We start from the raw sequence: 12,811 nt of genomic DNA on the forward strand, positions 1-12,811 counted from the left end.
AACTGACTCGAAATATCGCATACAACGGTATGAACAATCAACGATATCGCCTTAGCTTACGGCAGCGCGACTGCAATGCTTGAGCGCGACGGTCGAAGGCAGCCCGCGAACGCTGCGATGCTGCATTGCGGTAAGTTAGAATGCGTCCTTTGGCAGCCGCCGGGAACATGCATGAACGCACGCCTGCGCGAGATTCCCTACAACTACACCTCGTTTTCCGATCGCGAGATCGTCATTCGCCTGCTCGGCGAAGAAATGTGGTCGCTGCTCGACCAGCTGCGCGCCGAGCGGGTCACCGGCCGATCGGCACGCATGCTCTACGAGGTGCTCGGCGACATCTGGGTGGTGCAGCGCAACCCGTACCTCGAGGACGATCTGCTGGCGAGTCGCCCACGCCGCAAGGCGCTGGTCGAGGCGTTGCGCCATCGCCTGCGCGAGATCGAAAAGCGCCGCCACGGCAACAGCCGCGTCCAGCAGTTGCTGGTCGCCGCAGGCAAGGCGGTAGACGACTTCGAGCAGCACTTCGCCGGGACGGCCCGGCTGCGTGCCCGGGCCGCCCGCGTCCTGGCGAGGCACACGCGCCGCGACAACATCGCCTTCGATGGGCTGGCGCGCGTCTCGCACGTGACCGACGCCACCGACTGGCGCGTCGAGTATCCTTTTGTCGTCCTCCATCCGGACAGCGAGGCGGAGATCGCACCGCTGGTGCGTGACTGCATCGAGCTCGGCCTGAGCATCATCCCGCGTGGCGGCGGCACCGGCTACACGGGTGGCGCGATTCCCCTGACCCCACTCGCCGCCGTCATCAACACGGAGAAGCTGATCGACCTCGGCGCCGTCGACGAGCTGACGCTGCCCGGCTGCGACAGGCCGTGCGCGACGATCCGCACCGGCGCCGGAGTCGTCACCGCCCGCGTCGCCGAAGCCGCCGCTGCTGCCGGCCACGTCTTCGCCGTCGACCCGACGTCGGCCGAAGCCTCGTGCATCGGCGGCAACATCGCGATGAACGCCGGCGGCAAGAAGGCCGTACTCTGGGGCACCGCCCTGGACAATCTGGCCTGGTGGAAAATGGTCGACGCCACCGGGCACGAAATGGAGATCACCCGCCTTGATCACAACCTGGGCAAGATCCACGAGCAGGAATCGGTCCGCTTCGAGATCAGGCGCCTGCGACGCGACGGGCGCACCCCGCATGGCGAACCCGAAATCCTCACGGTGCCCGGGCGGCAGTTTCGCCGCAGCGGCCTCGGCAAGGATGTCACCGACAAGTTCCTCGCCGGTCTGCCGGGCGTGCAGAAGGAGGGAACCGACGGCCTGATCGTCGCCGCACGCTGGGTGTTGCATCGGATGCCGCGACACACGCGGACCGTCTGCCTCGAATTCTTCGGCCAGGTCCGCGAAGCCGTGCCGGCGATCGTCGAGATCACCGATCACTTCAAGCCGGACGGCGCCGGCAGACGAAGCGGCGTCCTGCTGGCCGGTCTCGAGCACCTCGACGAGCGCTACCTGCGCGCCGTCGGCTACGCCACCAAGGCCAAACGCCGCGCGGAGACGGCCGGGCGACCGAAGATGGTACTGCTGGGCGACCTCGTCGGTGACGATGAAGCGGCCGTGATGCGCGCCGCGTCGGAGGTCGTGCGCCTGTGCAACCTGCGTGGCGCCGAGGGTTTCATCGCCGTCGACGGCGAAACACGGCGCAAGTTCTGGCTCGACCGCGCGCGCACGGCTGCCATCTCCCGCCACACCAACGCCTTCAAGCTGAACGAGGACGTGGTCATTCCACTGCCGCGCATGGGTGAATACTGCGACGGCATCGAGCGCATCAACATCGAGCTGTCGCTGCGCAACAAGCTGGCGCTGTGCGATGCGCTGGAGCGCTTCCTGCGCGGCAGCCTGCCGCTGCATCAGGGCGACGCCGCGCTGGACGCGGAGGCACTGGTCGGCGAGCGGCGTGCGGCGGCACTGGAGGCGGTCAGCGGCGTGCGCGACCGCTGGCAATGGCTGTTCGACCACCTCGACCTGCCGCTGACGACAGCGGAAGAGCAGTTCGGCAGGCTGGGCATCTCTGTCGGACCGCTGCAGAACCAGGCGCCGGCGCCAACGCTGTTCCATCGCCTGCAGGATTACTCGCTGCGCGTTTCGTGGAAGACAGAGCTCAGGCCGCAGCTCGCGGGAATCTTCGACGGGCTGGTCTATCGCCCGGTGCTCGACGAGATCGCGACGATCCAGCGCCGGGTCCTGCGCAGCCGCCTGTTCGTCGCCCTGCACATGCACGCCGGCGACGGCAACGTGCATACCAACATACCGGTCAACTCGGATGATTACGAGATGCTGCAGGCGGCCTACACGGTCGTCGAACGCATCATGCACCTCGCGCGCGAGCTCGATGGCGTCGTCTCCGGCGAGCACGGGATCGGCATGACCAAGCTCGAGTTCCTCAGTGAAGCGGAGATGCAGCCCTTTCGCGACTACAAGTCGAGGGTCGATCCCGCCGGTCACTTCAACCAGGGCAAACTCCTTCCGGGCGGCGACCTGGCGCGGGCGTACACCCCTTCGTTCTCGCTGCTCGGAACCGAATCGCTGATCATGGAACAATCCGAGATCGGCCACATCGCGGCGATGGTCAAGGACTGCCTGCGCTGCGGCAAGTGCAAACCGGTGTGCTCGACGCACGTCCCGCGCGCCAACCTCCTCTACTCGCCACGCAACAAGATCCTGGCAACCTCGCTGCTGATCGAAGCCTTTCTCTATGAGGAACAGACTCGCCGCGGCGTCTCGCTGCGGCATTTCGACGAGTTCAGCGACGTCGCCGACCACTGCACCATCTGCCACAAGTGCGTCAACCCCTGTCCGGTCGACATCGACTTCGGCGACGTCTCGATCGGCATGCGAAACCTGCTGCGCGAACAGGGACGAAAGAAGTTCGTTCCCGCCAAGGCGGCGGCAATGGCTTTCCTGACGCTGCAGGATCCGGTGACGATCAAGCTCGTGCGCAAGCTGATGATCGACTGGGGCTACCGGGCGCAGCGGCTGGCACACCGCGGCGCGGTCTGGCTGGGGCTGCTGCGCGGCCAGACGCGACAGCCGCCAACGACAGTCGGCACGCCAACGCTGCGTTCGCAGGTCATTCATTTCATCAACAAGCCGATGCCCTCCGGTTTGCCGAAGCGCACGGCGCGTGCGCTCCTGGACATCGAGGACCAGCGCATCGTGCCGATCATCCGTGACCCGCGAAGACTTGCCGCCGCCGATTACGACGGCGAGGCGGTCTTCTATTTCCCGGGCTGCGGCTCGGAGCGTCTGTTCTCACAGGTCGGACTGGCGACGCTGGCGATCCTCTGGGAGATCGGCGCCCAGACCGTCCTGCCGCCGGGCTACCTGTGCTGCGGCTATCCACAGACGGCGGCCGGCGAAGCCGACCAGGGCCGCCGGATCACGACGGACAACCGGGTGCTTTTTCATCGCGTCGCCAACACGCTGAATTACCTGGATATCAGAACCATCATCGTCTCCTGCGGCACCTGCATGGACCAGCTCGAGAAGTATCACTTCGAGCAGATCTTCCCCGGCTGCCGCCTGCTCGACATTCACGAGTATCTCCTCGAAAAGGGTATCCGGCTCGCCGGGATCAGCGGCAGCCGCTACCTGTACCACGACCCGTGCCATGCGCCGATGCGCACGATGCCGGGAATCAAGGTGGTCAACCAGCTGCTGGGCCAGGCAGTCGAACTGTCCGAGCGCTGCTGCGGCGAGTCCGGTACGCTGGCGGTGACGCGCCCGGACGTCTCGACGCAGGTCCGCTTCCGCAAGCAGGAAGAGATCGAGAAGGCTGCCGCCAGGCTGCGCGGTACGGGTTTCAGTGGCGAGGTCAAGATCCTGACGGCCTGCCCTTCGTGCCTGCAGGGACTGTCGCGATACAACGGCGACGCCGACACCGTCGCCGACTACATCGTCGTCGAGATCGTCCGCCGCCGGCTCGGCGAGGACTGGATGGCGCGCTACCTCAGTGCCGCCAGCGATGGCGGCATCGAACGGGTTCTCGTCTAGCCAGCGGGTGCGGGCGCACACGCGGCGACGTCGGCTCACCGGGCAGGGCTCGATGCGCGACGACTCGTGACGTTTGCCACAGGCTTGCGTCTGTCGGTTCCCCGTCCGTGACCTATTTCCTAACGCTGGTCCACCCGCGTGCGTATCGTTCGCCTCAAACGGGCGCAGAAGCGCCGCGTGATCGACGAGGAGTCTGCAGGTGGCTGAACACCGTATCGAGGATTGTGAGCTATGCCAATCACCAGGCGGAGAGGTGATCTGGGAGAGCGAGCTGTGTCGCGTCGTAGCCGTCGGTGATCCCGACTACCCCGGCTTCTGCCGCGTCATCCTCAACCGCCATGTGCGCGAGATGACTGATCTCAGTGAAGATGAGCGGATAAGGCTGATGCACGTGCTGTTTGGCGTCGAGAAGGCGATTCGCGCCCTGTACCAGCCCGACAAGATCAATCTCGCGAGCCTCGGCAACATGACGCCGCATCTGCACTGGCACGTGATTCCACGCTGGCGGGATGACCCGCACTTTCCGCAGCCGGTCTGGGCAACGCCGCAGCGCGCGCCGGCGCCGCACCGCCGCGAGGTCGACGGTCGTCACCTGGCGGACCAGATCATCCACGCACTACGCACCCGCTAGTCTTGGCTTCATGGAAGAGAAAGAGGAGGACATCATGAATGCAGCCCTCGCGGAAGCCCGAGCAGGAATGAGGATTGCCGACCTGCAAAGCGGCTTCGAGCTTCTTTCCCGCCTTCCCCTGGCCAACTCCGAGCGCGCCGAGTGCGAGATCAACCACTTCCTCGACAGCCTGTTGCAGAGCCCCCCGGCTGCCGAAGTGTACCTGCAACTCCTCGAGCAGACGCGCATCTCGCTTTGCTTCATCGAGGAGGAACTCGCGCGCCGCTACACGAACAAGGCGCTGCCGCTCGGTCGCAGCGAGGAGGAAGCCTTCCGGCAAGTGGTCGGAACCTGGCTCAAGGCCGCTCGCGCCTACGCCCACTGCGCGCAACTGCAGGGTCCCGGCGACAGCGCTGCGCAGGCCGAACGCCTGGCGTTGATCCTGCATCGCTGCATCTACTACACCGGCATGGCCATCACCGAGCACTTTCGCGCCCGCCGACAATTGCCGGCAGGCTTGTGGCTGAACCTCCACGGCTACTACGCCAGCGCCGAGGAATGGGGCATCGCGACCCTGCCGGTCGCCGATTCTCTCGATTGCCATGGGCGCAGCACGCATTGCATGGCGGCCACCGTCGCCCTGCTGCTGCTCGAACTCGCCGGCCCCTACAGCCTCTCCGCCGTCGATCTCGGTCTCGTGCGCCGCTGGGCAAACAGTTGGGCACCACTGGTCAGTCTGCAGCCACCTGTCGCGGGTGAGCCACTTCCGGCGCTGGTGGTCGATCTGATGCACGATGGCGGCCTGCGGAGCCCGGTCGGTGGCCAGGTCACCGACCACATCCGCCGCCTCGACAGCTCTCGCCTGGCGATGCAGATCAGCGCCGCCAGGACGCAACTGCAGCAGCGCATGGCACCGGCACAACTTGGGCTTGGTGAAGACTGCAGTACCGGACAGTGCCAGCGTCTCCTCAACCGGCTCTATCGGCCGTGGTGCCTGATGCGCTCCGGGCGCCGCTTCCGTCGACACGATGCCGCAGGTACCGCCAGGGTGTGTACCGGCTTCGTCGGCATGCACTTCCACATCTCGGGCAGCGAGTTCAGTCAGCCGGACAGTGGCAACACCTATTCACGCCAGGATTTCGACAACCTTTTCGCCTTTCGTCACATGCTGGACCCGACCCAGGTTCTCGAGGTCCGTCAGTCCCAGTTGGGGCTCCACCTCGACAACTGGACGGTTGTCGACCAGTGCGCCAACGGCTTCCGCATGCTGCGCTCGCTCGCTGGCACGAGGATCGAGGGAGGCCAGTTGCTTGCCCTTTGTCCCCATGATGGCCACTCCTATCTGCTGGCGCAGGTCGTCTGGCTGATGCAGGAGAGCGATGACAGCCTGACGGTCGGGGTCGCAGCCCTGCCCGGCAGGCCCCGGGCCATCGCCGCCCGCATGCTGGGCATCGATGCCGATGCATCCGCGCTCTTCAGCCGTGCCTTCCTCCTGCCGGCGCTGCCGGCGATGGGTTCGGAGCCGACGCTGATCATTCCCCGTGGCTGGTATCGCCCACAACGGGTGCTCGAAGTCTACGACGAAGGACTGACGCGCGTACGGCTGCAACACGTGGTCGGCGACGGCCCGGATTTCGAGCGGGTCAGCTTCGTCGCCTTCTAGCAGCGACGGGCAGCGGCCCACCGACCTGAGGTTTGCCGGCGACGCCTCGATCCGGCCGCCGCTGGCGTTCCACTGCGGCCGGTGCGCCGCTTTTGCGTTATCATGTGGCGTCGTCAATCCTCACCGAGACCGCCATGGCTGGCCTGGACGCAAGTACCAGAATCCCGACCGAGATCAAGCTGCACCAGAAGTCGCGCCTGCTTGAACTGAGCTTCGATGGCGGCGAGTGCTTCCGGTTGAGCTACGAGTTCCTGCGCGTCTTCACGCCGTCGGCGGAGGCACGCGGCCATGGACAGGGGCAGGAGGTCCTGCAGGTCGGCAAGCGTATGGTGGACATCGAGCGAGTCGAGGCGGTCGGCAATTACGCCATCCGGCCGGTCTTCTCCGACGGGCACGACAGCGGACTGTATTCGTGGGATCTGCTGTATGACCTGGGCAGGAATCATGACACGCTATGGCAAGGCTACCTGGATCGCCTGCGACTCGCCGGCGCGAGCCGCGATGACGCGGCGCAGCCCGCTGCACGGTCCGTCAAGGCAACTGGCGGCTGCCGGAAATCCTGACGACGAGCACGTTCCGGGACGCGGTGATGAGCAGCGACAAGAGCATGACCCACTTCGGGTTCCAGGAGGTCGCCGAAGACCAGAAGGCCCGGCACGTCGCGGATGTCTTCGATTCGGTCGCCGAGCGCTACGACCTGATGAACGACCTCATGTCGGCCGGCCTGCACCGCCTCTGGAAAGCGTTCACGATCGCCAGGAGTGGCGTCCGCCCCGGCTGGCGCATACTCGACGTTGCCGGAGGGACCGGCGACCTGTCGCTGGCATTCGCCCGGAGGCTGTCTGGCGAAGGCGAGGTGTGGCTGACCGACATCAACCACGCCATGCTGGCTCGTGGCCGCGATCGCCTGGCCGACAAGGGTTTCATCGTTGCCGTGGCGCAGTGTGATGCCGAGAGGCTGCCGTTCCCGGATGAGCACTTCGATTGCGTGACGGTCGCCTTCGGTCTGCGCAACATGACCCACAAGGACGTGGCGCTGGCCGAGATGCGGCGCGTGCTGCGCCCCGGCGGACGACTGCTCGTGCTCGAGTTTTCCCAGGTCTGGAAGCCAATGGCCCCAGCCTACGATTTCTACTCCTTCAAGCTGATTCCGCGCCTTGGCCAGATGGTCACCGGTGACGAGGCGAGCTATCGCTACCTGGCCGAGTCGATTCGTGTTCACCCCGACCAGCAGGCTCTCAAGGCACTGATGGAGCGGGCCGGACTGGAAAACGTCGAATTTTTCAACCTTGCCCTTGGTGTCGTGGCGCTGCATCGCGGCTTCAGGTTCTGAAGCTGGCCGCCGCGCGATGATCGCCCCGGTCGTGCTGCCTTTCGCCAACCACCTGCTGGAAACGGACGACTGGGCACGCGAACGCCTTGCCGCATTTGTCGGCAAGTCCGCAAGCCTGCGCCTTGGTGGACGAGAGTTCCTGCGGGTGGTCATAGACGAGCGGGGGCTGCTGCAACGCGACGCGGCCGGAACGAGCGCGACGGTCGCGACGGTCGCAACGGTCAGCATCGAACTTCCCGCAGACACTCCGGCACGGCTTCTTGGCGACCGGGCTGCGGTGTTCGCGGCGGCGACGATCGCCGGCTCGGCCGATCTGGCGCAGACCCTGAGCCAGGTGTTCGGCAACCTGCGCTGGGATATCGAGGAGGATCTGTCGCAGTTGGTCGGCGACATCGCTGCCCGTCGCGGCCTGCAGCTCGCCGGACACGTCGCCCGCTGGCACTGGCAGGCGACAAGCAGGCTGGCGGGCGCGGTCGCCGAGTACCTGACCGAGGAAGCGGCGGAGATCGCCAGCCGACGCGACATCCAGGGTTTCTGCGACGAGGTCGATCTGCTTCGTGACGACCTCGCGCGCCTGGAGAAGAGGTTGAGCAGGCTGGAAGCGAGCCGCCAGACCCCGTGACGAAGAAAGGGCAGCCGCGGTGACGGCTGCCCCTGCCCTGCTGGCTGCTGTCGCCGACAGCAGCTGCTAATGACGGTTGCGCAGTTTCTTGATGGCCTGCAACTGGGCGACCGCCTGTGCCAGTTCCGCTTCCGCCGTCGCCAGATTGATCCCCGAGGTACGATCGCGCAGTGCCTCCTCGGCCCGACGCTTGGCCTCCGCCGCCTTTGCTTCGTCCAGGTCGTGCGCCCGGATTGCCGTGTCGGCCAGCACGGTAATCAGTTCCGGCTGGACTTCCAGCATGCCTCCCGAAACGTATACCAGTTCGTACTCATCGCGGTCCGGGACTTTCAGACGGACTGTGCCGGGCTTGATGCGCGTCAGCAACGGGGTGTGCTTCGGGTAGATGCCCAGCTCGCCGGCCTCGCCGGGGAAGACAGCGAAATCGGTCTGGCCGGAAAAGATCAGTTCCTCGGCGCTGACGACATCAACGTGTACTCTGATTGCCATGGTAGTTCCTTGCTGTGTCCCGCCGCCGGCCGAAAGCTGGTGGCGCGACGTTGCCCGATCGGCGCCTTAAAGGGTCTTGGCCTTCTCGAAGACCTCCTCGATGCCACCCACCATGTAGAAGGCCTGTTCGGGGATGTTGTCGCACTCGCCGTCGACGATCATCTTGAAGCCCTTGATCGTGTCCTTGAGCGGAACGAACTTGCCCGGCGAGCCGGTGAAGACCTCGGCAACATGGAATGGTTGCGACAGGAAGCGCTGGATCTTGCGTGCCCGGTATACCGCCAGCTTGTCCTCGGGTGACAGCTCGTCCATGCCGAGAATGGCGATGATGTCACGCAGTTCCTTGTATTTCTGCAGCGTCATCTGGACCGCACGCGCGACCGCGTAGTGCTCTTCGCCGACGACCTGCGGATCGAGCTGGCGGGAGGTCGAGTCGAGCGGATCGACGGCCGGATAGATACCCAGCGAGGCAATGTCGCGTGACAGGACGACGGTCGAGTCGAGGTGCAGGAAGGTGGTGGCCGGCGACGGATCGGTCAGGTCGTCGGCAGGCACATAGACGGCCTGGATCGACGTGATCGAACCGACCTTGGTCGAGGTGATCCGCTCCTGCAGGCGCCCCATCTCTTCCGCCAGCGTCGGCTGATAGCCCACGGCAGAAGGCATCCGGCCGAGCAGCGCCGAGACCTCGGTACCGGCCAGCGTGTAGCGATAGATGTTGTCGACGAAGAACAGGATGTCGCGGCCGTCGTCGCGGAAACGCTCGGCCATGGTCAAGCCGGTCAGTGCGACGCGCAGGCGGTTGCCGGGCGGCTCGTTCATCTGGCCGAAGACCATCGCCACCTTGTCAAGCACGTTCGACTCCTTCATCTCGTGATAGAAGTCGTTGCCTTCACGCGTCCGCTCGCCAACGCCGGCAAAAACCGAGAGACCCGAACGCTGCTTGGCGATGTTGTTGATCAGCTCCATCATGTTGACGGTCTTGCCGACGCCGGCGCCGCCAAAGAGGCCGACCTTGCCACCGAGGGCGAAGGGGCAGACGAGGTCGATGACCTTGATGCCGGTCTCCAGCAGGTCGACCGACGGCGACAGCTCGTCGAACTTCGGTGCCAACTGGTGGATCTCGCGCCGCTCGTCGGTGGCGATCGGGCCCGCCTCGTCGATCGGCCGCCCGAGGACGTTCATGATCCGGCCGATGGTCGCGTCGCCTACCGGCACGGAAATCCCGCTGCCGGTGTTGTTCACCTTCATGCCGCGGCGCAGTCCATCCGACGACCCCATGGCAATGGTGCGGACGATGCCGTCGCCGAGCTGCTGCTGCACCTCGAAGACCAGATCGGCTTCGCACATGTCCGACTCTTCCGCCTTGTCGAGCTCGAGCGCGTCGTAAATCCTGGGCATTGCGTCACGCGGGAACTGGATATCCACCACGGCGCCGATACACTGAACAATGTTTCCTTGACTCATCGTCGTATCCCTAAACAATAAACTGATTATCCGTGGTCAGACAGCCGCTGCGCCGCCGACGATCTCCGAAAGCTCTTTGGTAATCGCTGCCTGGCGGGCCTTGTTGTAAACCAGCTTGAGCTCGCCGATGACGTTCTTCGCGTTGTCCGATGCCGACTTCATCGCAACCATGCGGGCGCTCTGTTCGGACGCCATGTTCTCGGCGACGGCCTGATAGATCATCGCCTCGACGTAGCGCACGAGAAGATCGTCGATCACCGTCTTGGCATCGGGCTCGTAGAGGTAGTCCCAGCGGTTGCCCGGGCCGCCGACCAGATCACCCGCCAGTGGCAACAGCTGGTAGAGCGTCGGCTCCTGCTTCATGGTGTTGATGAAACGCGTGAAACCAATGTAGAGAACGTCGATCTCGCCCTTCATGTAGGCATCGAGCTGCACCTTGACCGGGCCGATGAGCCGCTCCAGGTGCGGGGTATCGCCGAGTCCGGTGAGCTGCGAAACGATGTTGGCGCCGGCACGCTGCATGAAGCCGAGGCCCTTGTTGCCGATCGCCGTCACCCGCAACTTCTTGCCTTCGGCGTCCCACTCCTTCATCTTGGCCAGGGCGAGGCGCAACACGTTGGTATTGAGGCCGCCGCAGAGTCCCTTGTCGGAGGTGATGGTGATCAGGCCGACCGACTTCACCTGCTCGCGCACGGTGAGGAAGGGGTGCCGGTAGTCGGTCAGGGCGTGCGAAAGATTGCCGGCAACGACACGGATCTTCTCGCCATAGGGGCGGGCGGCCCGCATCCTGTCCTGCGCCTTGCGCATCTTGGACGCGGCCACCATCTCCATGGCCTTGGTGATCTTGCGCGTACTCTCGACGCTCTTGATCTTGGTGCGGATTTCCTTGCCGCTGGGCATGGCGATCTCCTCGCTCGATCAGGCCAGAGTGGCCTTGAATTCCTCGATCGCCTTGCTCAGCTTCTGCTCGGCGTCGGCATCAAGATCCTTGCTCGTCTCGATCTTCGTGATCAGGTCCGGGTACTTCTGCTTGACGAAACCGTGCATCTGCTTCTCGGTGGCGAGCGCCTTCTTGACATCCAGGTCGTCGAAGTAGCCCTTGTTGACCGCATGCAGCGTGATCGCCATCTCGGAGATGGTGAGCGGCGAATACTGCGGCTGCTTCATCAGCTCGGTCACCAACCGGCCCCGGTCGAGCTGCTTGCGGGTGGCCTCGTCGAGATCGGAGGCGAACTGGGCAAACGCCGCGAGTTCGCGATACTGGGCAAGCGCCAGGCGCACGCCACCGCCGAGCTTCTTGATGACCTTCGTCTGCGCCGCACCGCCAACCCGGGAGACCGAGATGCCGGCGTCGATGGCGGGACGGATACCGGCATTGAAGAGGTCGGTGTCGAGGAAGATCTGGCCGTCGGTGATCGAGATCACGTTCGTCGGCACGAATGCGGATACGTCGCCCGCCTGGGTTTCGATGACCGGCAGGGCGGTCAGCGAGCCGGTCTTGCCCTTGACCTCGCCGTTGGTGAAGCGCTCGACCCAATCGGCCGAAACGCGCGCCGCGCGCTCGAGCAGGCGCGAGTGCAGGTAGAAGACGTCACCCGGATAGGCCTCTCGACCCGGCGGCCGGCGCAGCAGGAGCGAGACCTGGCGGTAGGCCCACGCCTGCTTGGTCAGGTCGTCGTAGATGATCAGCGCATCCTGGCCGCGATCGCGGAAGTACTCGCCCATCGTGCAGCCCGAGTAGGGCGCGATGTACTGCAACGCTGCCGACTCGGAAGCGGTTGCGGCGACGATGATGGTGTACTCCATGGCGCCGTTCTCTTCGAGCTTGCGAACGACGTTGGCGACCGTCGAGGCCTTCTGACCGACCGCAACGTAGATGCAGATGAGATCCTGGCCCTTCTGGTTGATGATCGTATCGACGGCAACCGCGGTCTTGCCGGTCTGCCGGTCGCCGATGATCAGTTCGCGCTGGCCGCGGCCGATCGGCACCATGGCGTCGATCGACTTGAGGCCGGTCTGCACCGGCTGCGAAACCGACTTGCGCCAGATGACGCCGGGGGCTACCTTCTCGATCTTGTCGGTCAGCTTGGCGTTGATCGGACCCTTGCCGTCGATCGGCTGCCCGAGCGAGTTGACCACGCGGCCGAGGAGCTCCGGTCCGACGGGCACCTCGAGAATGCGGCCCGTCGTCTTGACGGTATCGCCCTCGCTGATCTGGTCGTATTCGCCGAGGACGACGGCGCCGACCGAATCGCGGTCGAGGTTGAGCGCCATGCCGAAGGTGTTGCCCGGGAACTCGAGCATTTCACCCTGCATGACGTCGGTCAGGCCGTAAACACGGCAGATGCCATCGGTCACCGAGACGACGGTGCCCTGGGTGCGCAGATCGGCGCTGATCGCAAGATTCTCGATCTTGCTCTTGATCAGTTCGCTGATTTCGGAAGGATTCAACTGCATGGAAATTCTCCTAATTCTTGAGCGCCAACCGCAGGCTCTCGATCTTTCCGAGGACGGAGGTATCGAGCACCTGGTCGCCAACGACAATCTTGACGCCGCCGATCAGCGATTGATCGACGACCA

At 64.8% G+C, this 12,811-nt stretch carries 11 protein-coding genes; 6 read left to right on the forward strand and 5 right to left on the reverse strand.

What is annotated here, in order from left to right:
- The first annotated feature begins 171 nt into the window (after positions 1–171).
- The 6 genes from NFW30_RS13840 (at position 172) to NFW30_RS13865 (ending at position 8,275) form a co-directional block, all read left to right on the forward strand.
- Positions 172–4,047: a DUF3683 domain-containing protein gene (locus tag NFW30_RS13840; protein ID WP_295353965.1), complete on the forward strand. Its 3,876-nt coding sequence runs from the start codon at positions 172–174 to the stop codon at positions 4,045–4,047.
- Positions 4,048–4,246: 199 nt separating this feature from the next.
- Entirely contained in the window at positions 4,247–4,678 is a 432-nt protein-coding gene (locus tag NFW30_RS13845; protein WP_295353968.1) for an HIT family protein, read from the forward strand.
- A 34-nt stretch (positions 4,679–4,712) separates the two neighbouring features.
- Positions 4,713–6,320, forward strand: coding sequence for a hypothetical protein (locus NFW30_RS13850; protein ID WP_295353971.1), 1,608 nt, complete (start codon positions 4,713–4,715; stop codon positions 6,318–6,320).
- 134 nt (positions 6,321–6,454) lie between these two features.
- A complete protein-coding gene (locus tag NFW30_RS13855; RefSeq protein WP_295353974.1) occupies positions 6,455–6,883 on the forward strand; it encodes a DUF971 domain-containing protein in 429 nt (142 codons plus the stop codon).
- A 26-nt stretch (positions 6,884–6,909) separates the two neighbouring features.
- Entirely contained in the window at positions 6,910–7,653 is a 744-nt protein-coding gene (gene ubiE / locus NFW30_RS13860) for a bifunctional demethylmenaquinone methyltransferase/2-methoxy-6-polyprenyl-1,4-benzoquinol methylase UbiE (RefSeq protein ID WP_295353977.1), read from the forward strand.
- Positions 7,654–7,669: 16 nt separating this feature from the next.
- Positions 7,670–8,275 carry a hypothetical protein gene (locus NFW30_RS13865; protein ID WP_295353980.1) on the forward strand — a complete coding sequence of 202 codons (606 nt, stop codon included), beginning with the start codon at positions 7,670–7,672 and terminating at the stop codon, positions 8,273–8,275.
- Between the two features lie 66 nt (positions 8,276–8,341).
- On the opposite strand, the gene NFW30_RS13870 is transcribed toward NFW30_RS13865, so the two are convergent.
- The 5 genes from NFW30_RS13870 to NFW30_RS13890 all read right to left on the reverse strand — a co-directional run.
- A complete protein-coding gene (locus tag NFW30_RS13870) occupies positions 8,342–8,764 on the reverse strand; it encodes a F0F1 ATP synthase subunit epsilon (protein ID WP_295353983.1) in 423 nt (140 codons plus the stop codon).
- A 66-nt stretch (positions 8,765–8,830) separates the two neighbouring features.
- A complete protein-coding gene (atpD, locus tag NFW30_RS13875) occupies positions 8,831–10,231 on the reverse strand; it encodes a F0F1 ATP synthase subunit beta (protein ID WP_295353985.1) in 1,401 nt (466 codons plus the stop codon).
- A gap of 36 nt (positions 10,232–10,267) precedes the next feature.
- Positions 10,268–11,131: a F0F1 ATP synthase subunit gamma gene (gene atpG / locus NFW30_RS13880; RefSeq protein WP_295353988.1), complete on the reverse strand. Its 864-nt coding sequence runs from the start codon at positions 11,129–11,131 to the stop codon at positions 10,268–10,270.
- A gap of 18 nt (positions 11,132–11,149) precedes the next feature.
- Positions 11,150–12,688 (reverse strand): F0F1 ATP synthase subunit alpha, encoded by a 1,539-nt coding sequence (gene atpA, locus NFW30_RS13885; protein WP_295353990.1) that lies wholly within the window; start codon positions 12,686–12,688, stop codon positions 11,150–11,152.
- 10 nt (positions 12,689–12,698) lie between these two features.
- On the reverse strand, positions 12,699–12,811 hold a 113-nt coding region (locus NFW30_RS13890; protein WP_295372294.1), incomplete at its 5' end, for a F0F1 ATP synthase subunit delta.

Origin of the sequence: Accumulibacter sp. (assembly GCF_023806635.1) — a bacterium.
Classification (GTDB): domain Bacteria; phylum Pseudomonadota; class Gammaproteobacteria; order Burkholderiales; family Rhodocyclaceae; genus Accumulibacter.